This window comes from Amycolatopsis halotolerans (assembly GCF_042647905.1).
GTDB classification, from domain to species: Bacteria; Actinomycetota; Actinomycetes; order Mycobacteriales; family Pseudonocardiaceae; genus Amycolatopsis; species Amycolatopsis halotolerans.
The window spans coordinates 1-23,619 of sequence record NZ_JBHRWI010000074.1 but is presented as its reverse complement, the minus strand read 5'-3'; the positions used below and the strand labels follow the sequence as shown (position 1 = coordinate 23,619).

17 protein-coding genes are annotated in these 23,619 nt (G+C 70.3%); 1 reads left to right on the top strand and 16 read right to left on the bottom strand.

Annotated features, from left to right (window positions below):
* Positions 1-2: 2 nt before the first annotated feature.
* The 16 genes from ACFORO_RS43545 to ACFORO_RS43470 form a co-directional block, all read right to left on the bottom strand.
* The gene (locus ACFORO_RS43545; RefSeq protein WP_377873906.1) at positions 3-1,271 is read right to left on the bottom strand and encodes an MFS transporter; all 1,269 of its coding nucleotides are present in this window, start codon (positions 1,269-1,271) and stop codon (positions 3-5) included.
* Entirely contained in the window at positions 1,255-2,025 is a 771-nt protein-coding gene (locus ACFORO_RS43540) for a sulfotransferase-like domain-containing protein (protein WP_377873907.1), read from the bottom strand. Before ACFORO_RS43540 ends, ACFORO_RS43545 begins: the two co-directional genes overlap by 17 nt.
* On the bottom strand, positions 2,022-3,110 hold the full coding sequence (locus ACFORO_RS43535; protein WP_377873908.1) for a M20/M25/M40 family metallo-hydrolase: 1,089 nt from the start codon (positions 3,108-3,110) through the stop codon (positions 2,022-2,024). The genes ACFORO_RS43540 and ACFORO_RS43535 overlap by 4 nt, the downstream gene beginning before the upstream one ends.
* Positions 3,107-3,928, bottom strand: coding sequence for a [LysW]-aminoadipate kinase (locus ACFORO_RS43530; protein WP_377873909.1), 822 nt, complete (start codon positions 3,926-3,928; stop codon positions 3,107-3,109). Before ACFORO_RS43530 ends, ACFORO_RS43535 begins: the two co-directional genes overlap by 4 nt.
* Before the next feature lie 5 nt (positions 3,929-3,933).
* The gene (gene argC / locus ACFORO_RS43525; protein ID WP_377873910.1) at positions 3,934-4,935 is read right to left on the bottom strand and encodes an N-acetyl-gamma-glutamyl-phosphate reductase; all 1,002 of its coding nucleotides are present in this window, start codon (positions 4,933-4,935) and stop codon (positions 3,934-3,936) included.
* Positions 4,932-5,801 carry a RimK family alpha-L-glutamate ligase gene (locus ACFORO_RS43520; RefSeq protein WP_377873911.1) on the bottom strand — a complete coding sequence of 290 codons (870 nt, stop codon included), beginning with the start codon at positions 5,799-5,801 and terminating at the stop codon, positions 4,932-4,934. Before ACFORO_RS43520 ends, argC begins: the two co-directional genes overlap by 4 nt.
* A complete protein-coding gene (locus ACFORO_RS43515) occupies positions 5,798-6,901 on the bottom strand; it encodes a transketolase C-terminal domain-containing protein (protein WP_377873912.1) in 1,104 nt (367 codons plus the stop codon). Before ACFORO_RS43515 ends, ACFORO_RS43520 begins: the two co-directional genes overlap by 4 nt.
* Positions 6,894-7,736 carry a transketolase gene (locus ACFORO_RS43510; RefSeq protein ID WP_377873913.1) on the bottom strand — a complete coding sequence of 281 codons (843 nt, stop codon included), beginning with the start codon at positions 7,734-7,736 and terminating at the stop codon, positions 6,894-6,896. The genes ACFORO_RS43515 and ACFORO_RS43510 overlap by 8 nt, the downstream gene beginning before the upstream one ends.
* Positions 7,733-8,983 (bottom strand): DegT/DnrJ/EryC1/StrS family aminotransferase, encoded by a 1,251-nt coding sequence (locus tag ACFORO_RS43505; RefSeq protein ID WP_377873914.1) that lies wholly within the window; start codon positions 8,981-8,983, stop codon positions 7,733-7,735. The genes ACFORO_RS43510 and ACFORO_RS43505 overlap by 4 nt, the downstream gene beginning before the upstream one ends.
* Complete coding sequence (locus tag ACFORO_RS43500) at positions 8,980-10,026, bottom strand: BtrH N-terminal domain-containing protein (protein ID WP_377873915.1); 1,047 nt, start codon at positions 10,024-10,026, stop codon at positions 8,980-8,982. The genes ACFORO_RS43505 and ACFORO_RS43500 overlap by 4 nt, the downstream gene beginning before the upstream one ends.
* 35 nt (positions 10,027-10,061) lie before the next feature.
* Entirely contained in the window at positions 10,062-10,607 is a 546-nt protein-coding gene (locus tag ACFORO_RS43495) for a hypothetical protein (RefSeq protein ID WP_377873916.1), read from the bottom strand.
* Complete coding sequence (locus ACFORO_RS43490) at positions 10,604-11,182, bottom strand: GNAT family N-acetyltransferase (protein WP_354742657.1); 579 nt, start codon at positions 11,180-11,182, stop codon at positions 10,604-10,606. The genes ACFORO_RS43495 and ACFORO_RS43490 overlap by 4 nt, the downstream gene beginning before the upstream one ends.
* A gap of 40 nt (positions 11,183-11,222) precedes the next feature.
* The gene (locus ACFORO_RS43485; protein ID WP_377873917.1) at positions 11,223-12,452 is read right to left on the bottom strand and encodes a cytochrome P450; all 1,230 of its coding nucleotides are present in this window, start codon (positions 12,450-12,452) and stop codon (positions 11,223-11,225) included.
* Between the two features lie 23 nt (positions 12,453-12,475).
* Positions 12,476-15,049, bottom strand: a complete 2,574-nt coding sequence (locus tag ACFORO_RS43480; protein WP_377873918.1) for an alpha/beta fold hydrolase — start codon at positions 15,047-15,049, stop codon at positions 12,476-12,478.
* A gap of 33 nt (positions 15,050-15,082) precedes the next feature.
* Entirely contained in the window at positions 15,083-18,340 is a 3,258-nt protein-coding gene (locus ACFORO_RS43475; protein WP_377873919.1) for a non-ribosomal peptide synthetase, read from the bottom strand.
* A 70-nt stretch (positions 18,341-18,410) separates the two neighbouring features.
* Positions 18,411-20,129, bottom strand: a complete 1,719-nt coding sequence (locus ACFORO_RS43470) for a prenyltransferase/squalene oxidase repeat-containing protein (RefSeq protein WP_377873920.1) — start codon at positions 20,127-20,129, stop codon at positions 18,411-18,413.
* Positions 20,130-20,510: 381 nt separating this feature from the next.
* Between ACFORO_RS43470 and ACFORO_RS43465 the strand changes: the two genes are divergently transcribed.
* A complete protein-coding gene (locus ACFORO_RS43465) occupies positions 20,511-23,420 on the top strand; it encodes a helix-turn-helix transcriptional regulator (RefSeq protein WP_377873921.1) in 2,910 nt (969 codons plus the stop codon).
* The last annotated feature ends 199 nt before the right edge of the window (positions 23,421-23,619 follow it).

The following is a 23,619-nucleotide window of genomic DNA, read 5'->3' as shown; positions in this document are numbered from 1 at the left end:
ACTCAGTCCGTTCCGGGGATCGGCTCCAGCGGGGCGGCCTTCGGGGTGTGCCCGGCCTCCTCGGCTTCCTTCAGCCCCCGCGTCGTCACGCGCGACGCGAACACGAACGCGGAGAGCGTCAGCCCGATCGCCGCCGCGATGAAGGTCGCGGCCGTCCCCTGCCACCGCGCGAGCGCGCCGCCGAGCAGCGCGCCCACCGGCACGACGCCGAGCACGATCAGCCGGTACGCGGCGGTGACCCGGCCCAGCAGCTCGTCCGGCACGGCGGCCTGCCGGAGCGTGCTGACCACGATCTGGTTCAGCGCTGTCGCGATGGCGCTGAGGAACATGAGGATCTCGACCAGGACGACGCTGTGGGTGAGGCCGAGTGCCGCATAACTCGCGGCGGGCACGAGCGCGGCGAGCCAGGTCACCGGGCCGCCGCCGAGCCGCGGCACCGCCTTGGCCGCGATCAGCGACCCGAGGATCGCGCCCACTGCGGGCACCGCGATGAAGAAGCCGTACCAGGACGTCGTCACGCCGAGCGGACCTGTCGCGAGCAGCACGAGGAGGCTGGCCGTGGCGGAGGAGAAGAAGTTGATCGAGGCGGAGATGAACGCGACCCGGCGCAGCAGCCGGTGTTCCCAGAAGTACGACCAGCCCTCCTTGATGCTGCGCACGACGTCGCCCGCCGAATGCGTGCTGCCGCTGGTGTCGTGCGCGGTGGGCAGCATCCGCGGCAGGGTCACCAACGCCAACGCGGCGAGTGCGAAAAGCCCGGCGCTGGTGGAAAACACCAGCACCGCCGACATCGCGAACAGCGCCGCACCCGCCGGCGGGCCGATGAAGCTGTGGATCGCCGACTGGGTGGCGAACAGCCGGCCGTTCGCCCGTTCCAGGTCCTTGCGCTCGACCAGCCGCGGCGGGACGGTCAGCGCGGCGTTGTCCACCAGTGTTTCGGCGACGCCGGTCAGGAAGACCGCCAGGTAGAGGATCGCGATGCTGTGCAACTGCGCGACCAGCATCAGCACCAGCAACAGGAAACCCGCCGCGCGGACCACGTTGCCCCAGACCATGATGAACCGCCGGTCGACCCGGTCGGCGAGCGCGCCGGCCGGCAGGGTGAACAGCAGCCACGGCAGGAACTGCGCCACGGTGAGCCCGCCGATCAGCAGCGGGTCCCTGGTCACCACCACGGCGAGCAGGGGCACGGCGGCGATCACCAGGCCGTCGGCCAAGTTGGACAGGACCTGCGACATCCACAGGCGGGTGAAGCTACGCCCCAAACTCATGTGCACTCCTCTGCGATCCTTGCCCGCTGGCTGGTTCCCTCTGCTCCGGATTCAGCGCCGCCCTGATGCGGTCGTGGTACGGCAGCTGGTCGCGTTCGTATCTCTCCGCGACGGGCCGAAGCGCGGCGGGCAGTTCTTCCCGGGTGCGCGCCGCGACGCCCAGCGCGGTCGACGCGCTCGCCCCGGCGTGCCAGCGTCCGGTGGTCCCCCAGCTCGGCGGCGGCTCCTTCCGGAACGCCAGCGAACCGGGCACGAACGGGATGCCCATCGCCGCGCAGTACGCCGTCATCTCCTGCTCCGGGTCGCGCACCATCCGGTCGCCGTCGACCAGGTGCATCGGCATTCCGGCGGCGCGGACGGTGGCCACGATGTCCCAGAGGTTCCGGAATCCCATCGCCCGCGACGTCGCGTCGGCCTGCATCACGAGATGCGAACGCACGGTGTCGCGCGGGTTCCGGATCATCGCCGCGTGCCGGCAGCGGTGCACGAAATCCGGGTTCGAGCCGAGGCGGTCGATGGGAAAGTCCGTGGTGTCCTTGAAAAACACCGGCCGCGTCGCCGAGACTTCGAGGAGCGCGGCCATCACCTCGTCCTGGCTCGCGCAGGTCCGGCCGTCGACCTCCGCGGCGCCGAAATCGCACACGCGCGAGAACGGTTCGTGGACCACCAGGAAATCGCCGCGCTCGTACATCGCGCGCTCGAACGCGGTCGAGCGCGACCGCGGCACGCACCACAACGCCAGCAGCTCGGTCACGACTTCACCTCCAGCAGCGAGTTGTCCAGTTCCCGCAGGGCCGTCCGCAGGATCCGGACGCCCGCGAGGTACTCCGCGATCGCGATGTGCTCCCCGTCGGTGTGGTTCTGATACGGGTCGCCGGGGCCGTAGGTGGCCATCGGGACGGTCCAGGTGCGGCTCAGCGTGTTCATGTCGCTGGTGCCGGTTTTGAGGCTGTACCGGGGTTTTCGCCCCTCGATGGCGATGGCGCGGGACAGCGCGCGGACGCACGGCGAGCTTCGTGGCACTACCACCGGCGGCACCTCGTATCTCAGAGTCACCGCTACGTGCTCGCCCAGGATCGCGGCGACCTGGTGCCGCAGTTCCTCGGGCGACGTATGCGGCGGGGTCCGGAAGGACAGCGAGCACCGGCTGGAGAACGGCTCGAAGTTGCCGTTCTTGACGACCATGCCGACGTCGGCGAAGTTCGCGTTGCCGCGGGTCGAGAAGACGTCGAGCAGCCGGGCCAGCGCGGCGATCAGCGTCTCGCTCGACTTCAGCTCGGGGGTCGCGGTGTGCGTCCGCGTGACCTCGCACCGGACGTCGAGCTGGACCATTCCCTTGTAGCCCACCGTGACCGTCGAGGACCCGCTCGGCTCCCCCACCAGCACCGCGTCCGGCACGGGCACGGTCTCGCGGACGTGCTCGGCGCCGCGCGAGGACAACGCTTCCTCCTCGACCACGCCGATCCAGTGGACGCGGAGGCCGAGGTCGCGGCTGGTGAGCGCGGCGACGAGCATCGCGATCAGCGGTCCCTTGGCGTCGACCGCGCCACGGCCGCGAATGTGGGTCTCGCCGTGTTCGAAGGGCACTTCGCCGGGAACGGTGTCGAGGTGGCTCAGCAGCACGACCGTCCGCGCGCCGCTTCCGACGATCGCGTGCGCATTTCCCACGTCGTCGAGGAAACTCTCCGCGCCGAAGCCGGCCGCGATCTCGCGCAGCCGCTCGGCCAGCCGCCGCTCCTCGCCGGAGACGGACGGGATCGACACCGCCTCGGCCAGCAGCGCGACCGCCGCGCTGTCGACCAGCTCGCCCTCCCGCGTGCTGAAGTCCTGAATCGTCATGCCGCGCCCAGCCCCTTCCCGATCAAGGTTCCGCTTCCGCCGAGTGCTTCCGTCAGGGGCGCTCCCCCGCGTCCGTCGCAGATCTGCACCGCCCGCAGTCCCTTGCCGAGTGCTTCCGTCGCGGCGGCGATCTTCATCCGCATGCCCCCGCTCAGCGTCGGGATCAGCTCCTCGGCGTCGGCCGCGCTCAGCTCCGCGACGGTGGACGACGGATCGTCCGGGCGAGCCAGCAACCCGGCGGTGTCGGTGAACAGCAGCAACCGGTCCGCCTGCCAGGCGGCCGCGATTTCGCAGGCCATCCGGTCGGCGTCCACATTGGTCGGCTGGCCGTCGGCGGTCATGCCCGGCGGGCAGACGACCGGCACCATCTCCAGGCCGTGGACGGCGTCCAGCAGGCTCGGGTTCACACTGACGACGCGGCCCGCCAGGTTGTCGCGCACCACCCGGGTCCGGCCGTCCGACACCGCGCGGATCGCCGCTTTGCGTTCGGTGCGGACGAGTCCTCCGTCCATTCCGGACAGTCCGACCGCCGGGACCCCGCGCTGCCGCAACGCCGAGATCAGCCGCGCTTGGGTCCGGCCGCGCAGGGCCATCATCACGGCGGTGAGGGTGGCCGCGTCGGTGTATCTGGTCCGCATGCCGTCCGGGGACCGCAGGGTGCGGCGCGGCAGGCCGAGTTCGCCGATGGTCTGGTCGATGTCCCGGGATCCGCCGTGCACCACGGTGATCCGGTGCGTGCGCCACAGCGCCGCGAGATCGCCGGCGATGCCGGTCCCGCTCTCCTGGAGGCTCCCGCCCCACTTCACGACAATTCTCATCGCGCTCACACCGGGTGCAATCCGGGGAAGGCCAGCCCGCTGGTTTCGGGGAGGCCGAGCAGGAGGTTCATGCATTGCACGGCGCCGCCGGCCGCTCCCTTCACGAGGTTGTCGAGGCTGGCCATCACGAGCGCGCTGCCCCGGTTGTCCACCGCGACGGCGATGTCGCAGTAATTCGAGCCGAGCAGCACCTTCGGGTCCGGGTAGCGGAACGCGCCGCGCGGGCTGGTGAGCAGGCGGACGAACGGTTCCGAGCCGTAGTCCTCCTGGTACAGCCGGATCAGCTCGCGCTCGCTCAACTCGACTGCCACGCGCGCCAGCGTCTGGACGCCGCGGACCTGCGGTGTGGCGGTGACCGTCATCGAGGACTCCACGCCGAGCGCTTCGGTCACCTCCGCTTCGTGCCGGTGGCCGAACGGGGCGAACACCCGCAGCACCCCGCTCCGCAGTGCGTGGGAGTTCGAAGTGTCGGCGGAGGCTCCGGAACCGCTGCTGCCCGTCCGTGCGTCAATCTGCGCTGTCTCCAGGAGACCGCGCTGAGCCAACGGTGCGAGGCTGAGAATCGCGCAGGTGGCCATGCACCCGGGAACCGCGACGCGATCCGCGTCCACGATCTGCTTGCGGTGCAGCTCCGGCAGTCCGCGGACGAACGCGGGGCCGCCCTCGCGATCCCAGCCGTAGTACCGCCGCATGAGCGCGGCGTCCTCGATCCGGAAGTCCGCGGTCAGGTCGACGATCTTCGGGGCGAACGCGCTGACCTCGTCGAGGATCTCGCTGGTGGAACCGTGCACGCCCGCCAGGAACACGAGGTCGACCGGCTCCAGGTCCGCGCGCCGCCGGTACCGCAGGCCGCTCCCGCGCAGCGGCGGGTGCGCGGTTTCCACGGCCCGGCCCGCGTGGGTGTCCGAGGTGACGGCGACGACCTCGACTCCCGGATGGTGGACGAGCAGCCGGAGCAGCTCGCCGCCGACGAAGCCCCGGCCGCCTACCACCGCGATCCGTTTCACGCCGATTCCTTCTCTTCGAGTACGCCGCCGGCGCACAGGTCGACAATCCGGGCCGCGACGTCCACGCCGGTCGCGCTCTCGAAACCGCGGAACTCGGGCCGGGAGTTCACTTCCAGCACCAATCGACGGCCGTCCGCGCCTTCGACCAGGTCCACGCTCGCCACCCGCGCGCCGACCGCGGCCGTCGCTTCGAGGCACAACCGGCGTACCTCGTCGTCGGGTGCGAGCAGCTCGACCGCCGCGCCCCGGGCCACGTTGTTGCGCCAGTCGGTCCCCGAGCGGACGATCGCGCCGAGGAAGTCGCCGTCGACCACGATGCCCCGGAGGTCCGGCGAACCGGGCCGGACCGCCTCCTGGACGATCGCGGTCCGCATCGCCGCCGACGGCAGTTCCGCGCAGTGCTCCAGCACTGCCTCGGCGGCGTAGCGATCGGTGATCAGGCTGACCCGCTTGCCCCACGACGAACCGAGCGGTTTGACGACCGCCGGGTAGCCGATCGCTTCGATCGCCAGCAGTCCGGCCTCCGGGGTTTGCGCGAGCAGGGTCGTCGGCGTCGGGATCCCGGACTGGCGCAGCTGCAAGTACGTCGACCATTTGCTGCCGCAGATCCGGCTCGCCGCCGCGTCGTTGACCGGGAACGCGCCGAAGGCTTCGAGCGTCTCGGCCATCAACAGCGCGCGCTGTGCGGAGATCTCGCGGTTGAGCACCGTCATGCCCGGCAGCTGGGCGATCTGCTCCGGAGCGAACGACACCGCGCGGGGGTCCAGGCGGTGCACGGAGAGGCCGCGACCGTCCATTTCGGACAGCAGGCGGCGTTCCTCGTACCGGACCACCGACAGCACGATCCCCAGCGCTGCGGCGTTCATTCGCCCCAATCCTCTTCGGACTCGGGCGCGATCGCGAGCTTCAGCGGCGCGGTGGAGAAGATTTCCAGCTCCGCCGAGCATTTCGGGCAGCTGACGATCTCGCCCGGGTAGCTGTCCGCCTGGATCTGGACGTCCCCGGCGCAGCTGAGGCATTCGGTGGTCATGTGCGTCCCCTTCCCTGTCGGTTGAAGTTCTCCGGTGAAAGCCAGCACCCGGCGGAGAACGGAGGCGGCGTCGAGCCCGCCCGCCGCGAGCAGGTCCGCGTGCGAGCCGGGGGCCAGGAAGCCGTCGAGGCCGATCGGCAGCCAACGGATCCCGCGTGCCCCGGCCGCCGCGGCGACCTGCGCGCCCATGCCGCCGGAGGGCCACGCCTCCTCCAAAGTGACCAGCCATCGGCATTCGCCGGCGATGAGGTCGTTGACCGCGGCGGCTGATTCCGGGTCGACCGTGTGCGCGTTGATCACCTGGGCGCGGCAGCCCTCCGCCGTCAGCCCGCGCGCGACTTCCAGCGCGGTCAGCAGCATCTCGGGCCCGGTGGCGACCAATGCGACGTCCTGCCCGGCGCGGACTTCCTGCGGCACGCCGAGTTCCGGTTCCGCCAAGCCGCTGAAGACCGGCGAATCCTTGCGCCCGAGCCGGAGGTAGGTCGGGCCGTCGTACTCCAGGCACTGCTCCAGCAGCGAGACCGTCTGCCGCGCGTCGGCCGGGACGACGACGCGCATGTTCGGCAGCGCGTTCATCAGCGCGAGGTCTTCGGCGCAGTGGTGCGTCGGGCCCAGCCAGCCGCCGCTCACGCCACCGTGCGTGCCGACGATGCACACCCGCCGGCGCGGATAGGCGATGTCGAGTTTGATGAACTCGAAGGCCCGGCTCGCCGAGAAAGCGGCGAAGGTGCAGACGAGCGCGCGCCAGCCGAGGTGTTCCGCGCCCGCGGCGAGCCCGAGAGCAGCGGATTCCGCGATGCCGACGTTGAGATATTCCATCTCGGGAGTCGGCGTGACAGATCCGGTGTCGGTGTCGACCACGAGCACGTTGTGCCGTATCGCCAGCTCCGGCAACGCGGTGGTGAAGGCGGCCCGAGTGCTTTTGGTGTCAACCACGGCCGGTACCTCCCCGCCGCATCCCGGCCTCGACGCGTCGGCGCTTCGCCGCGTCGAGCCGGACGAAATGCGACACCGCCCGGCCGGCGAGGAGCCCGGCCCCGTTGCCCTTGACCGTCCGGCACACCACTGCCGTCGGCTCCCCGCTCGCGGCTGCGTCTTCTAACGCCGCGCAGAGTCCGGGCAGGTCGTGGCCGTCCGTCTCGACGGTGTGCCAGCCGAAGCCGGACCACCGTTGCGCGGGCGGGGCGCCGTCGCTCACCTCGTGCACGGAGCCGGTCTGCTGGAAGTCGTTCGCGTCCACGACCACGACGAGGTTGCCCGCGTCGAACGCCCGGCCCACCTGCGCCGCTTCCCAGACCGAACCCTCCTGCAGTTCGCCGTCGCCGACGAGGACGAAAGTCTTCGCGGCGCCGGCTTTCCGCTGCGCCCACGCGACGCCGTTCGCCAAGGCCAGTCCGTGGCCGAGCGAGCCGGTGGCGAATTCGACGCCGGGGACCGCGACGTTGCCGTGGGTCGCCAAGCGGCTGCCGGGGCGGCAGAAGGCGGGAATCTCCTCCGGCGGGAAGTACCCCCGTTCGGCGAGCGTCGCGTACAGCGCCATCGCCGAATGTCCTTTGCTCAGGACGAAAACGTCCCGGCCCTTCCCTTCGGCGTCGGCGGGGTTGATGTTCATGACGTGGAAGAAGAGCGCGACCAGGATCTCGACCGACGACATCGAACCGCCGAGATGGCCGCCCTCCGGTCCGGAGCACATCTCGACGATGTGCTCCCGGATGCGGTCCGCGCGGGCTTCCAGCGCCTCGAGGTCCGGCTTGCGCACAGCTGTCGTCACGAGACCGCGCCTTTCTCCAGAACGGCGAGGTTCGACCAGACCTTCTCGATCGCGTCGGCGAACCTCTGCAGCAACGGCCCGGCGTCCGGCGGCAAATGCCGCTGCTGGATGGTGAAACTCCGGTCGATGACGTCCTGGGTGACCGGCCAGGCCGGCTCCTGCTGGCAGAGCGACCGCAGCGCGGGTTGATCCGCGAGCGGCATCATCTGGTACCGGGTCGCGGGCACGCCCTCCGCGCGCAGCGCCCGCATCAGCAGCGTCCGGGCCGCGGCTGTGCTCAGGTCCGGGAAGAGCCGGTCGAGGTCGACGACGAAGCGCAGGATGTGCCAGGCGTGCTCGTACCCCTCCGGCTCGCTCGGGCACACCAAGCCGGGCAGGTTTCCCAGCCGGGCAAGGAAAGCCGCGACATTCTTCCGCCGCGCCGCGTGGTAGGCCGGGAATCGCTCCAGCTGGCTGCCGGTGTACGCGGCCTGGACGTTGCTCAGCTTCGCGTTGAAACCCAAGCGGTGACTGACGTAACGCCGCGGCTGGTCCGGCCGGATCAGCTCGCCGAACTGCCGCAGCTGAACCAGGCTGTCCGCGACGCTGTCGTCGTTGGTGACGACGAGGCCGCCTTCGCCGCAGGTCGGGAGGTTTTTCGTCATCTGCAGGCTGAACGTGGCCGTGTTGCCGAACGCCCCGCACGGGACGCCGTGGTAGCGGGCTCCGTGCGCCTGCGCGGCGTCCTCGATCACCGCGCAACCGCGGCTGCGAGCGAGGTCGGTGATGGCCGCGATGTCCGCGCTGAGCCCGTGCAGATGAACCGGGATGACCGCCTTCGTGCGCTCGGTGAACGCCGCGCTCAGGCTGCGCGGCGACATCGTGAAGGTGACCGGGTCGACGTCCGCGTACACCGGCGTCGCGCCGACGTGCGTCACGGCCATCGCCGTCCCGACGAAGGTCAGCGCCGGGACCACGACCTCGTCGCCCGGGCCCACGCCGTGGGCGAGGAGCGCGAGCTCGATCGCCGTGGTCCCGTTGCTGACGCCGACGCAGCGGCGCACGCCCAGGAACTCGGCCCAGGACCGTTCCAGCCGCTCGACCGCGGTCAGTCCCGCGCGGTCGGACACGAAGACGTTCGACTCCAGCACCGCGAGCACCGCGGCCCGGTCCGCGTCCGTCGTCCTCGGCCAGTCCACCGGCGCGAGCGACGGCAGGACCGGCTTCCCGCCGGCGAGCGCCAGCTCGCCACCGCCTTCGGCATTCATCTGGCCTCAGCCCACCCTCTCGACGCCGCGAGCCGCCATTCGACGGCCAATTGCTCGTACGCGTGCACCAGCTCGTCGCCGCGCCGCAGCACCAATTCCGGCACCCGCGCGAGATTCGCCGCGTGCGCGCTCAGCAGCCGCAGGTTCGACCACGCCGACATCACGCTGTCCGCGGCAGCGGCGATCCCGGACAGATACGGCAGGCTCACCCGGCGTGCGAATTCCTGCGTCAGGCGGCCGTGCAGGAAAGCCTGTGCCTGCATGGCCCAGCCGAACGTGTAAGCGGGCCGCAGTTCCGCCGGATCGTCGCTGTGTTCCTGCAGCCGCCGCACGAACCGGCGCACCCCGGCCTGGCCGGTCCACACGCGATCCGCGTCCCCGGCCGCACCGTTGTTCCAGCGTTCGAGATTGCCTTCGATCGCGCGGCCGAACCCTTCGGCGGTCAACTCCCCCGGCTCCGACCCCACGCGAGCGGTCAGCAGCCGACCGGCGATCTCGCTGCTGGAGAAGAACACGTCCTGGTGGTCGGCCGGATTGCCCGAGGTCCACGCGTTCATCAGGTGCTCGGCGGGCAACCACCCCTGGAACCGGGGCGGCTGCGCGTCGGACACGTAGAACTCGGTTTCCCCGCCGGCCTTCCGCCAGGCCGGGACCACGACCAGATGCGCGGCGTGGACGTCGTGATAAGCGGGACGGAACGGGAGGTGGTAATTGTCCACCGCCACGATCACGCTCGCATGCTTTTCGATCAGCTCGATCAGGTCGTCGGCGTTCTTTCCCGACGTCCATTCCGATTCCACGTCGTGATAAGGACACAGATCGGCCGCCACGCCCCGGCTGCTCTGCGCGGGACGGTAGAACTCCTCGCACATCGTGTCCCGCGGCGCGAACGCGAATTCGCACGCGAGGCCGAGCACCTCGACCGGGCGCAGGCCGTGCTCCAGCAGAATGCTGCCCACCGTGGTCTGGAGACAGCTCAACGGATCCTCGTACCATTGCGGGTAGGTGCCGGTCGCACCGTCCCAGCCGCGTTGTCGTGGCATGCCGAAACCTTTCCGGGCTTTTCAGAAAATGTCGTTCAGCGGCCCAGCAGCGTCATCGCGAACAAATGGACCGCCGGGTTCTCCGGCAGCGAAAGCGCGCACAGCGGCTGCCTGCGGGTGACCGGGACGCGCTGGCACCACAGGGTGATGCCGATGCGTTCCTGCACGTGCTGCGGATAGTGGATGGTGTCGGTGCGCAGCGCGAATTCCTCGCCGTAGTCCGACCGGCCCTCCCACAGGTCCGAGAGCTCGAACCGGTCGCGGCTCGCCGATCCGTCGGCGAAATGCCAGGTCACGTAGTCGCGGACGCGCCGCTCGCCGCAGCCGATCACGTACAGCCAGTCCCAGCGCCGCTGCGGGACCTCGATCCACTGCCCCGAACAGACCAGGTTGTCCGGGCCGTTCCCGTCCAGCGGCGTGCTGCGCAGCGGAACGCCGTCGACGACCCGTTCCAGCGGCCCTGGCTGCGCCGGGATCGAGTTGCGCCAGACGTTCAGCCGTCCGTCGGCGAGGTTCGCCGGCGTGGTCGCCGCCTGGTTGTTCAGGAATGGTTCGAGCGGGAGCATTTCGTGGACTGTCACCGGAACTCCTTTCGCACCAGTGCTCTGCGCTGCAGCCGGGGCTCGACGACGGCGAACCCGCACGCCTCGAAGGTGCTGACCCGGCCGTGGAAGCTGTAGGGGTCGAAACCGGACTCCGGATCGCGGTCGTCCTCGGGGTACGCCTCGATCAGGTCGGCTTTCTCTTCTCGCGCCCACTCGGCCGCCCGGTCGATCAGCTGCCGGAGCAGGCCGCGGTGCCGGTGCTCGCGCTCCAGGTACACGCAGACGATCGACCAGATCCGCTCCGGGTCGTCGCCGGGGAGCAGCTTCGCCGCCCGCGATCGTTGCAATCGCGGGAAACCCAGTCGCGGACCCGCGCCGAGCCAGCCGACCGGTACGCCGTCGACCGTGCCGAGCACGCCGACCCGTTCCCCGTCCCGCACCAGCTCGCCGAGCGTCGCCTTGCGCGCGGCCGGGCGGCACGCGGAGTAATCCTTGGAGCCCAGCCGGAAATACATGCACCAGCAGTATTCGACGAGCCCTTTCGGCCCGAAGAACTCGTCGATCGCGGGCCAGTCGCCCGGTCCGACCACGCTCGTCACCAGTTCGCTCATCAGTCCTCCTTTTCGCGGCATCCCCGTTTCCCCGCCCGGCCTAGTTCCAGCCGACTGCCAGGGGCAGGCGCACGACGCCGTTCAGGAAGTTCGAGACGAGATGCCGCGGCGGTCCCGAAAGCGAGAAGGACCGCACGTTTTCGCGCCACAGATCGAAAAACGTCTTCAACCCGGCGACGGCCACGTGCTGGCCGATGCACCGGTGCACGCCGAGCCCGAAGGCGAGATGCTGGTTCGGGGAACGGTCGGGGACGAACTTGAACGGTTCCGGGAATACCTCCTCGTCCCGGTTGGCCGAGGCGGGCCAGACGGTGACCAATTCCCCCGCCCGGACCTCGGTTCCGGCGAGCGTAGTGTTCGCGACCGCGCGCCGCAAAACGTGGTTGATCGGGCTCGCCCAGCGCAGCGCCTCGTCCACGAACCGCTGGTCCGTCCGCTCCTGGCGGACGAACCACGACCACAGGTCCTCGTCGCCGGCCAGCAGGATCAGGGTCTGGTTGATGGTCTGCGGCACCGTCGGATTGGCCCCCATCAAGAACGCGTACGCGTTCAGCAGCGCCACGTCGCGGTCCGAGTCCCCGACCACTTCGGCGGCGTGCGGGCACCGGCCGCTCACCGTGTCCTCGGGCGGGCCGGATTCCAGCACTTCGCCGAGGACGGTCATGATCGTCGTGTGCGCCTCGAAAAGGTCGAACCGGCGCTGCCGCTCGGATCGCGGGACGTCCGATCCGCCCATCGCGCGGACCGTCGCCCGGCCGGTGACCGGCCATTCGCTCTCCGGGATGCCCATCAGCGGACCGGTGATCGTCGTCGGCAGGGTGATCATCGCTTCGCAGAAGTCGAAGGTCTCCTTGCCGCGGACTGCGTCGAACAGTTCGCGCATGCGCGCCTCGATCCCCACCTGGAGCCGTTGCGTCGCCTGCACCGTCATCAGCGGGGTGAAGACGCGCTTCAGTTCGGAATGCAGCGGCGGGTCGGTGAGGTGGATCGCCGCCCCCGCCGCGACATCCCCGTCGCCGCGCACGCTGAGCATGGTGCTGTAGGCCGAGGAGAACGTCTTGTGGTCGCCCAGGACCGCCTTGACGTCGGCGTGCCGCATCGCCGCGAGGAACTGCTGCCCGTCCGGAGTCCGCTGCCGGTGCAGGCCGCCCTCGGCACGCATCCGTTGCCACACGGCGTGCATGTCCTGGGCGGAGTACAGCGCTTCGTCGTAGATCTCCGGCGAAGCCCCGTCGGGAGCCTCCTGCGAACCTTCGAGGGCGACCAGCATGAAACGTCTCCTTTGCGTGAAAGTCAGGCAGCGAGCCCGAGGTTCTCGGCGCAGCGCAGGTAGAACCGCGAGGCGACCGACCACTCCGTGATGCCCTGTGCCCCCAGCACCTGCATCGACGCGCGGACCGCGCGCACCAGGACGTCCTGCTCGAGGAGTTCGAACCGGCGGAGCGCCGCGTCGTCCAGGCCGGGCAGGGTGTTCGCGATTTCCTGCAGCCTGGTGCTCACCGCGTGCAGTTCCGCGTAAGACCGGATGAGCGGGAACATCAGCGCGTCGATGTCGACGAGCTTCCGGCCGAATTGTTCGCGGCCGGCGGCGTGTTCCCAGGCGGTGCGGAACAGTCCGAGGCCGAGGCCCAGCACGTAGGCCGCGTGCCGCACCCGGCCTTCGCGAGATCCGGGCTCGGCGGAGGGCTGGTAGGCGTTCTCGAACCCGAGGTACCCCAGGCTCAGGTTGATCGAGCAGCCGACGGCGAGGCCGAGGCCGAGTCCGCCGTCGTCCTCGGGGGTCTCCACCTGGTCGAAACCCAGCTCCGCCAACGTTCCCGCCAGCGCGGCGCGACGGTCGGCCGAGTAGCTGAACAGCGGTTTCGCCTTGATTCCGGCGCCGACCGGTTCGAGCACCTCGACCACCGCGTCGGCGAGTTCGCCGCCGAACCGGTGCAGGATGTCCCGGCACCGGGTGGCGTATTCCTCCTTGAGGTCCACCGAAAGCGTCGACAGCATGATCTCCGACGAACCGGCCGACAGGGTGAGCCCGGGAGATTCGGTGAGCCCAGACAGCAGTTCCTCGCGGACCAGACCGTCCTGCGGCTCGGTCCGGAGCGTCCGCCAGCGGCGCAGCACCTCGTGCCCGACCTGCTGGCACGTCTCGCTGGTGTACAGCTTGGCCACCGCGGTGTCGGTCGCTGTCGCATCGGGACGGAGGAACACCTCCGTGGCCGCGCGCGCCACCGTCGTCGCGCATTCGACCTGGCCTTCGAGCAGTTGCAGCTCATCCGAGCCGACCGCCGCAGTGCGCAGGGCTTTCAACCACCGCGCCGCTCGGACGACGTGGTCGATGCCGGTGCGTTCGATGGCCAGGGCACCGTCGAGCAGAGCCCAGCCGCGCCCCTCCTCCCCGATCCGCCGCCAGCTTTCGACCTCGACGTCCTTCAGCCGGACGCGGCACATCTGCTCGGGCTGAATGGTCTCGACCAGCTCGACCGTCACTCCCGGTGCCGCCAGGTCGATGACGAAAAGCGTGATGCCGTCGTACTTATGACCGTCATCGCCGGTGCGCGCGGCGACCAGCGCCGAACCGGAGATGTGGCTGTAGATGCTGAACACCTTGACGCCGTTGAGGACATACCGGTCGCCTCGGCGGTCCGCCCGGGCGCGCAGCGACGCGAGATCGCTGCCCGCCCGCGGCTCGCTGTAGAGCACGGTGGCGAATTCCTCGCCCCGGCTGATTCGCGGAAGCAGGTCCTGTTTCAGCCGGTCCGAGCCGGATTTCAGCACGAAGTAGCCGACGATCTGCACGGTGAGCGCGTACACGAGGTCCGGCAGCCCGGTGGCGATGAACTGCTCGAACAGCTCGACCCCGGCCTTCGTCGGCAAGCCCGCGCCGCCGAATTCGACCGGCCAGTCCGGTGTCAGCAGCCCACGCCCGCCGAGTTCGCGGTAGGCCTCGGCGATCGCTTCCGGCTCCATTTTCCGGGCTCGCAGCACGAGATCGCGCCAATGCGGCGTGTCGACCAGTTCTTTCAACGCCGCGTGCAGGTCGGGCTCGGCGCCGGTGCTGACCACCGGCGTGCTCACGGGCAGGTCCAGGGCGCTGCGGATGATCTTCTCGATGGTGGCGAGGGTGTCAGCGTTCTGCAGCAGGCCGTAATGCTCGCCGGGAAGCTCCTGGAAGTCGACCTCGCCCGAGGACACCGTGCGCCAGTCCCGTTTGAAGGACTCCGCCGCCCGCACGATCACGACGTCCAGGTCCCCGGGCGTCGGCTTCCATTTGCGGAGAAGCCGGCTGTTGTGGCCGAAGATCCGGAGGCGTTCGGAGAAGGTCTCCTCGTCCATGCCGACGATCTCGGCCGCTTCGGACTCGGTGCTCGCCAGGAACTCGCCGTCGTGCCCGCCTGAGCGCAGCGCGTCGCGGACGAACCACTCCAGTTCCTCGGCGTGCGTCGACTCCTCGTACTCGACGGTCGACCACGTCGAGTCGAGCAGCACCACCTTCGGCCGCTTCCCGCGCGCCGCGAGCAGATTGGCGATCTCCCAGGCCAGCGCGCCGCCGAACGACCAGCCGCACACCAGGTCGACGTCCGGGCAGTGCTCGGCGAGAACCTCGGCGTAGCGGCGGGCGAGGTCCTGCATCGACTCCGTCGGCTCGCCGCCGTCGAGCACCTCCCGCGAAGATTCCAGGCCCCAGCAGGCATACTCCGGGAACCTGCGGACCAGCGGCTGATACGTCAGCAGGCTGCCGCCGACCGGATGCGCGAACAGCAGGACCTTCGCGCCGGGCGCCGACCGGCTCAGCTCGACCAGTCCCGGCACGCCCGGTGCCGCCGACCTCGCGCTGAGATAGCTGCTCAGGCGTTTGCCGTCACCGTCCATCTCTCCTCCTTTCCGGATGCGCTCCACGTCCGCTCACTCGCCGGCCAGCAGCCGGGCGACGTCCTCTTCGGTCATCCCGGCGATGGCCTTCTCCAGTTCCTCGGCCGACAACGAGGCCAGCCGCGCCCGTTCGACCTCGAGCGCCATGCTCTGCACGCTCGAATCGTTGAAGAACGCGGCGAGCGAGATCGTCGCCGAGAACAGCTTCTTGATCTTGGAAACCAGTTGCGCGGCTTGGAGACTCGTGCCGCCGAGGTCGAAGAAGCTCGCCGTCTTGGGGAAATCGGTGCGGCCGAGGATCGGGCCGAACGCGTCGGTCAGCATCGCCCGTTCGAGCTCGGTCAGCTCTTCCGCGGGCGCGGCCTCGACGGTGAAATCGGCGTCCGGCAGCGCGCGTTCGTCGATCTTGCCGCTGCCGTTGATCGGCAGCTCGTCCAGCAGCACGAAGGTCGACGGCTGCATCGTGGACACCAACCGCTTGCGGCAGTACTCCCGCAGCGAGCTTTCGCTCGCCTGCCTCGCTCCCCCGGTCGCGCAGTAAGCGACGATCCGCTTCTGCTCCCCCTCCTGGCGGACCTGCACGTAGACGTTGCGGAGGCCCTCGGCGGCGCGGAGCACGCTCTCGATCTCGCCGACCTCGATCCGCACCCCGTTGATCTTGACCTGCCGGTCGCGCCGCCCGACGTACACCAGCCGGCCGTCTCCGTTGTGCCGCACCAGATCCCCGGTCAGATACACCCGCGCGGACGGGTCGGGCCCGACCGGATCCGGGACGAACTTCTCCCGGTTGTCCTCGTCGCGCCGCCAGTAGCCCGGCGTCAGCCCGACCCCGCCGAGCGCCAGCTGCCCGATGACGCCTTGCGGCACCGGCCGGTTGTGCTCGTCCAGCACATACGCGACGTGGTTGTCCATCGGGCCGCCGATCGGCAGCCCGGCCGCCGGCAGCGGCTCTTCCAGCTCCTCGACGACGCTGGTGACGGTGCATTCGGTGACGCCGTAGCCGTTGAAAATGCGCCTGCCCTTGCCCCACGCGCGCACCAGCTCGTGCGAGAACGCTTCGCCGCCGACGAACACGATGCGCAGATCGTTCAGCGGACCCGGGTCGAGCAGCTTCATCACCGACGGCGGCAAGTCGGTCACGGTGACCCGGTGCTCCTCCAGGAACTGCTGGACCTCCGCCATGCTCAGCCGCATCACCGACGGCACGACGTGCAGCGACGCCCCGCTCAGCAGCGCGCCGAACATCTCGAAGACCGACACGTCGAACCCGCAGGACGCGTAGCCCAGCACGCGGTCGGCCGGGCTGAGTTCGAACAGCGTCCGGACGTTCCGGATGAAGCCGAGGATGTTGTCGTGGGTGATCAGCACGCCTTTCGGCTTGCCGGTGCTGCCCGAGGTGTACATCAGGTAGGCGACGTCGTTCCCGCCGCGCGCCGGTTCGGGCAGGCTCGCCGGGACCGGGGCGTCGACCGGCAACCGGCATTCCGCGCCGGGTGCGATCCCGGCGGTCGTCGCGTCGCACACCACGCAGCGGAGGTCGGCGTCTTCGATGATCGCCTCGATCCGGCCGCGCGGGTTCATCGCGTCGATCGGCACGTACACCGCGCCGATCGCCAGCAGCGCCAGGACTGTTGCCGAGAAGTCGGCCGACGGTTCCAGCGCGACGCCGACCCGGTCGCCCGCTCGGACTCCTGCTTCGGCCAAATAGCCGCGCAGTGCGTCGACCCGTCGGCGCAATTCCGCGTACGTCAGGGCTTTTCCGGGAGTGCTGACGGCCAGCCGGTCCGCGTGCTCGTCGGCGATCCGGCAGAACCGCGTGTAGACGTTGCCGGTCGGTGCCGGCGCCTGCGTGCCGATGCCGAGCTGGGCCTGGATCCGGCGGGATTCGCTGTCGTGAGCCCACAGTTCGCGCAGGCTGATGCCCGGCTCGGCGATCGCGCTGCGCAGCAGCCAGACGAACACCCGCTGCATGGTTTCGATCGTCGCCTGGTCGAAGATGTCGGTGTTGTACACGGTGTGCACTTCGAGGTCCGGGCCGCTGCGCGCGATCGTCCACTGCTGGAAGAACTTCGCCTGCGTGGTGGGGACCTCGACCTCCGTCGCCGAGACGCCGTCGAGGCGCATCGGCTCGGTCCACTCGTTCATCGTCAGCGTGTACTGGAACAGCGTCGACCGCGACGGATCGCGCCGGACCTGCGCGCTCGCGATGATCTGCTCGAGCGGCAGGTAGCCGTGCGCCTGTGCGCCGCGCAGCCGTTGCTGGACCCGCTTGAGCGTCTCCTGGAACGTCTCGTCCGGGTCGAGCTGGAACCGCAGCGGCAGCATGTTGATGAAGAAGCCGAGGGTCCGTTCGGTCTCGACCTCGGCGCGGTTCGCGCTCGGCATGCCGAAGATGACGTCGCCGGAGCCGGAATACCGGTGGTACAGGCAAGCCATCACGGTGGCGTAGACGGTGATCGGGGTGGTCGTGAGCGACGACGCGAGCCGGTTGGCCTGGGTCGCCAGCCCCTCGCAGGTCTGGACCACGGCGCGGCCGGGATAGGTCACCGCGGGCGGCAGCGGGCGGTCGCCGGGGAGGTCCATCACCTCGACGTCGCGCAGCGCTTCCGCCCAATGGTCGGCGCTGGCCTGCCAGGCCCCGGCGCGCATCTGCTTGCGCTGCCATTCGCTGAAATCGGCGAACTGGACGGCGGGGGGATCCACCAGCGGCGTCGAGCCGGCCCGGCGCGCGTTGTACTCCTTCTCCAGTTCGTCGAAGAAGATGGCGGTCGACACCCCGTCGAAGACGATGTGGTGCACGACCAGTCCGAAGTAATGCAGATCGGGCCGGACCTCCACCAGATCCGCGCGCCACAGCGGGAATTCCGTCAGCGTCATCCCGACCTCGGCGAGCTCGTCGAGCATCCGGCGGGCCTCGGCCTCGCTCGACGCGGACGACCGCGGCACGACGATTTCGGGATCCTCGACGATCCCCTGGAAGAACTCGTCGTTCTCCTCGAGCACGTAAGTCCGCAGTGCCTCGTGGCGGCGGACGATGCTCGCGAAGGACTCGGTGAGCGCGTCGGCGTCCAGGTCGCCTTCGAGGCGGAAGAGGAACGCGACGTTGTAGGTCGACTTTCCGGTGGCGAGCTGGTCCACCACCCACAAGGTGTCCTGCGAATACGACAGCGGCACGTTGCCCCGGTCCTGGCGGGGACGCGGTCCGTCGGTGATCTTGGCGCGTGCACGGGCCAACATGTCGGCAAGCGATTTCTTCTTGCCCTCCGCGGTACTGTCGCGCACTGTACTCACCTGTTGCTCCCTTCCCGGTGCTGAGCGGAATGCGATGCCCGGCCGACGCCCGGCGGCCGGTTTCCTTCGTTCACAAGTTCAAGGGCGGCAGCAGCGCCGCCGGATCGGTCAGCCACGCGCGCAGGAGTGCGCCGAGGCAGTCGGCGAGCGGCCCGGCCACCGCGGGCGAACGCGGGCTCCAGGCGTAGTGCCCGTCGCCCAGTTCGACCCGCAGGAGGAAGCGGGCGACGCACGCGCGGTCGGAATCGCGGCCGAGGCATTGGTCGGTGCGCACCACCTGGTAGGTGGTGGCAAGGTCGGGAAGCCCGAGCGCGGTCGCGGCGTACCCGCCGGTCGCCCGGGCGTAGCAGGCCAGCCCGGCGTGCAGGTTCGCCGCGGCCGGCCGGGCGCCGAGCAGGTGCAGCACCCGCGCGGCCTGCGCGGCAGCGCTCGCGGCGGCCGTCCCGGCCGAAGCCGGGTCGACCAGGCCGCCGTCGCGGCAGAGCGTCACGAAGGCGACCGCTCGCGCGCCGTCGAGGATCGTGGTGGGACGGCCGCCGGTCAGCCGGTCGGCCAATTCGACGGCGGCGGTGGTGGAGCCGAGGTCGGAGGCGCGGCCGAGCCAGTGTGCGAAACCGCCGTCCGGGTTCTGCAGCCGCGCGATCCAGCGGCGCAGGCGACGCTCGTCCAAGCGGTGTCCGCTCGCCCGTAACGCTTCGAAGGCCCATTGCGTGCAACGGACTTCCGCGGTCTGGCCGGGCATGTAGCCGACGCCGTCCTCCGCGGGCGGCTGCGCGTCCTGAAGCCAGCGGACCAATCCCGGCGCCGGAGTACCGGAACGCGCCGAGGTGAGCAGACCGGCCGCGGTGGCGAGGCTGTCGCCTGCGGCTTCGGGGCTTCGGTAAGTGTAGCCGCTGCCCGCCAAGCGGCAGCGCGCCACCGCTTCGGCGATCGCGTCCGCTTCCGCTGCCGGAAGGTCGTAGCCGAGCGCGGTCAGCGCGCCCACCGCGGAGAAGCACGCCCAGATGTCGGAACGGCCGTAGCCGGGCCAGCGTTCGTAGCCGCCGCCGGGCAGTCGCCGGTCGCCGATCCACGCGAGCGCTCCCGCCGGGTCGGGCGGTTGCGCGCCGAGGACGCGCAAGGTCAGCACCGCGCGGAACGTCGCCCAGAGGCAGACCGCCGAGCCGGGCGCGAACCGGAATCCGCCTTCGACGGTTTGCTGTTCGCACAGCCACGACACCAGCGGACCGGTCCGCCACGGCAACGGCGCCGTGGTCACGGCTCGCCACGCCCGGACGCCGTAGTAGCAGGCACGGGCGTCCGAGAGGTTCGAGCCGGGCTGCCAGGCGAGGCCGCCGTCGGGACCCTGCAACGCGGCCAGCCACCCGGCGTGCCGCGCCGGTTCCGGGGCGGCGGTGCCGGTGACCTCGACCAAAGTCTTTGTGGCGCACCAGGTCGCCCACACGTCCGGCGGACGGCCCGCGCTCATCGCGAACCCGCCCTCGACGGTCCCGGTGCCGGACACCCATTCCGCGACCCGGGCGGGTTCGTCGATTTCCTCGCCGAGATCGCGCAGCGCGCGGGTGCAGCAGTAGGTGGCCCAGCCGTCCGACGGGAGGCCGCGCTGCCAGGTGTAGCCGCCGTCGCTGTTGCGGCGCGACCGCAGGAACCTCGCGATACCAGCGGGTTCGGCCGGGGTGCGGCCCAATCGGCGCAGCGTGCGGACGGCGGCGTAGCTGCAGGAGAGGTCGGCTTCGCCTTGGCTGAGTCCGCCGTCGGCCAACACGGCGGGGGCGGTCGTGGCGGTCATCGGGCGGCCGCCGTGTTTGTCCGGTTCTTTCGGGCTCGCGGCGGGGCCTCGGTGCGGGAGAGCCGGTTCGGCGTCATGGCGAAGCGACCTCCTTCCGGGGCCGGGTCGTTCCCGGTCGCTCCACTCTTTCCCGCCGGGGCGGCGGACGCATGGGTGCTGCGCACCCAAAGAGTCGCCGTCCGTCCACTCCCGGCGCCCATAAATGTTTCCGGCTGTGACTAAACGATTTCAGGCCGTGCGCACAATTGCGCCACAAGGTGGAACGGCGGTATTTCTGCCCCCACGAAAGCGGGTGCCTGCGTATAGCATTTCGCGGCGGGGGAGCAGACCGGCAGCGGGCGAAAGCCGTCGACCGCGTGCCGTTCGGCTGAAGGGGTGGAAATGCTCATCGGACGGGAGAGCGAACTGGCCGGGCTGGCCGGGTTCCTGAGCGCGGCGAGAGCGTCCTCCGGCGCCATGGTCGTGCTCACCGGGGAACCGGGGATCGGCAAGACCTCCGTGGCGGAGGCGGCCGCGGAACAAGCGCGGGCGGCGGGCATGGTGGCCGTGCGCGGGCGGGCCAGTTCGACGGGTCCGGCGATCCCGTTCCGGCCGCTCGCCGAGGCGCTGCTTTCGCTGGCGCGCACCGAGCCCAGCCCGGACGACGAACTGCTCGCGCCCTACCTGCCCGCGCTCGGGCGGCTCGTGCCGGACTGGGCGCGGCCGGAGCCGCGCGAGACGTCGCTGCTCGTGCTCGCCGAGGCGATCCTGCGGCTGACGTCGTGGTTCGGCCGCGGCCGCGGCTGCCTGCTGGTGGTCGACGACCTGCACTGGGCGGACCGGGAAACCTTGACTGTGCTGGATTATCTCGCGTCGAACCTGCGCGAGCAGCCGGTGCTCGTGCTGGCCACCGTCCGCGTCGGCACGTCGGCCGGCGCGGAGCTGGTGAAAACCCTGGCCCAGCGCGGCGACGCGACCCCGGTCGAACTCGACCGGCTCGATCGCGCCGGGGTGACCGGGCTGGTCGCCTCGATCCTCGGCTGCCCGCCGGACGAGGTCAGCGCGTCGGCTGTCGAGCACCTGTACTCGCAAAGCCGCGGGAATCCTTTCGCTGCAGCGGAACTCACGCGGTACGCGGTGTCCATGAAGGATCTTGTGCGGCGTCCCGCTGGCTGGCAACTGGTGGGCGGGAAGCGAAAACGGGTGCCGCTCAGTCTCGTGCAAGCGGTCGAACAGCGAGCGCTGCAGCTCGGCCCGGACGGGATGCGGCTGCTGTCGGTCGCCGCGATCGTCGGCCGGACTTTTCCCTTGCCGGTGGTGCAACGCTGCGTCGGCCTCGACGACCGCACGCTGCTCGCGCACGTCCGCGCCGCGGTCGCCGAACGCCTGCTGACCGGCGGCGACGGCACTCCCGGCTGGTACTCCTTCGAACATCCGCTGACCGAGGAGGCCCTGCTGTCGCTGACCACCGCGGCCGACCAGGTCACCCTCTCCGGCCGGGTCGCGCAAGCGATCGCCGAGTTGTACCCCGGCCTGCCCGGCTCCTGGTGTCACCTCGCCGCCGACCTGCACCGCCGCGGCGGCGACCTGCCCGCCGCCGCCCGGCTGTACCTGGAAACGGCCCGCCGCGCGTTGCACGCGGGCGGCCCGGCGACCGCCGTCGCCGTGCTCGACAACGCCCTCGACATGCTGTCCGAGGAAAACCGCTGGCACGCACTGCGCGGGGAACTGCTGGAAGCCCTGCTGACCGCGCTCGCCGAAGACGGCCAGTTCGACCGCGCCGCCGAGGTCGCCGCCGAACTGCGGCTGGGGAATCCCTTGTGGGACACCGAAAGCCAGGTCCGCCAGCAGGTCCGGATGGCGTGGGCGGCCCAGGTCGCCGGCCGGTGGGAGGACGGCGTCCGCCAGGTCGCCGCCGCTCGCGCGCTGCTGCCGCCGGAGGCTTCCGAAGCCGACACCGCGGTGATCGACGTCGTCGACGCTTACCTCACCTCGTGCCGCACCGGCGCCGACGCCGACCACGTCAGCCGCAGCGAAGCCCTGGCCCGGCGGGCGATCCGCGGCGCCGATCCGGCCGGCGATCCCGAGACGGCCTGCAAAGCCTGGTACGCCATCGGTTTCAGCACGCGCGGCCGGTCGCTGGCCGAGTCCGACGAAGGCTACCGGCGCACGCTGGCGCTGGGCACCGAGCACCAGTTGACCACCTGGCGCAACCACGGTCTCATCGGACTGGGCGCGAACGCCTGGCTCGCCGAGGGCGACGCTTCCGCCCTCGAGTACGCCTACCGCGAGACCCTGCGCTCCGGCTGTATCACCTTGGCCAGCAACGTATACGCCAACCTCGCCTACGCCGCGGTGCTGCGCGCGGACTACGACCAGGCCGAGCAGATCCTCACCGCGAGCCTGGCCGAGTGCGGGCGGCTGCGGCTGCACTCGGTGATCCGCTACGCCCTGATGCTGCGCGCCGTGCTCGCCGCCCACCGGGGCCGGTGCCAGGAGATGCGCACCGCTCTGCGGGAATTCCGCGCGGCCGGCGGCGAAAATTCTCGTGAAGCCCCGTTGACTAAAGGATTGGCCGAACTGTTCTGCGCACTGCTCACCGAAGACCGGGAAGGCGCCCGGACCCTGTCCGCGGAATTGATGGCGGAATACGGCGGGCTGGAAGCCTATTTCCACTTTTCCGGTACTTTCGGATTAGTCCATTTGCTCGGCGCGGTCGACGGAACCGGCGATCCGGCCGAAGTGGACCAGGCGGCCCGCGCCCAAGTGGGCCGGATGCGCTGGAACCGCCAATTCCTCGGCTTCGCCCGCGCGGTGCACCACGGCCGCGCCGGCCGTCCCGATGCCGCCGAACAGGAGATGGACTCCGCCGTCGCCGCCTCGTCGGTCTTCCCGACCGCACGGCACCTCGCGCTGCGCCTGGTGTCCGAGGCCGCCCTCGCCGACAGCTGGGGCAAACCCGGCCAGTGGCTCGCCGACGCGGAGAACCATTTCCACGGAAGCATCGACGTCCTGGCCGGTGCCTGCCGCTCGCTGCTGCGCCGGATGGGCACCCCCGTGCGCTACCACAGCTCCGGCACCGAACGCATCCCGCCGAAACTGCGCGGCATCGGCGTGACACGGCGGGAGTTCGAGGTGCTGCAGTTGATGCCGGAGCGGCTCGGCAACCGGGCGCTGTCGCAACGGATGCACATCTCGGTGCGGACGGTGGAGAAGCACGTGGCGAGCCTGCTGGCCAAGACGCAAGCCCCGGACCGGACCACACTGTGCGAGTACGCGACCGCGGTACTGGGCGATTCGGCGCCGGGCTGATGACTGGCGGCGGGATGCTCACGGCTGCCAGCGCCGATGCCAGGAACTTAAGCCGCGTGGCCTCGGTCCGCTGGCCGTCCACAAAGGACGCTGACGGCACCGAATGCCCTATTTGTCGCCATGTGACTGTGTCTTGAAGTACGTGAGGGGAACCCTGAGAGGGTGTTGTGGAACCTGGGTGGTTAGTCGTTGGTGTCTT

Coding starts and splice junctions, on each gene's coding strand:
- ACFORO_RS43470 (WP_377873920.1), bottom strand. CDS start 20,129: ATGACCGCCACGACCGCCCCCGCCGTGTTGGCCGACGGCGGACTCAGC.
- ACFORO_RS43480 (WP_377873918.1), bottom strand. CDS start 15,049: ATGGACGGTGACGGCAAACGCCTGAGCAGCTATCTCAGCGCGAGGTCG.
- ACFORO_RS43490 (WP_354742657.1), bottom strand. CDS start 11,182: ATGAGCGAACTGGTGACGAGCGTGGTCGGACCGGGCGACTGGCCCGCG.
- ACFORO_RS43545 (WP_377873906.1), bottom strand. CDS start 1,271: ATGAGTTTGGGGCGTAGCTTCACCCGCCTGTGGATGTCGCAGGTCCTG.
- ACFORO_RS43505 (WP_377873914.1), bottom strand. CDS start 8,983: ATGAATGCCGAAGGCGGTGGCGAGCTGGCGCTCGCCGGCGGGAAGCCG.
- ACFORO_RS43535 (WP_377873908.1), bottom strand. CDS start 3,110: ATGACGATTCAGGACTTCAGCACGCGGGAGGGCGAGCTGGTCGACAGC.
- ACFORO_RS43500 (WP_377873915.1), bottom strand. CDS start 10,026: ATGCCACGACAACGCGGCTGGGACGGTGCGACCGGCACCTACCCGCAA.
- ACFORO_RS43485 (WP_377873917.1), bottom strand. CDS start 12,452: ATGCTGGTCGCCCTCGAAGGTTCGCAGGAGGCTCCCGACGGGGCTTCG.
- ACFORO_RS43465 (WP_377873921.1), top strand. CDS start 20,511: ATGCTCATCGGACGGGAGAGCGAACTGGCCGGGCTGGCCGGGTTCCTG.
- ACFORO_RS43530 (WP_377873909.1), bottom strand. CDS start 3,928: ATGAGAATTGTCGTGAAGTGGGGCGGGAGCCTCCAGGAGAGCGGGACC.
- ACFORO_RS43520 (WP_377873911.1), bottom strand. CDS start 5,801: ATGAACGCCGCAGCGCTGGGGATCGTGCTGTCGGTGGTCCGGTACGAG.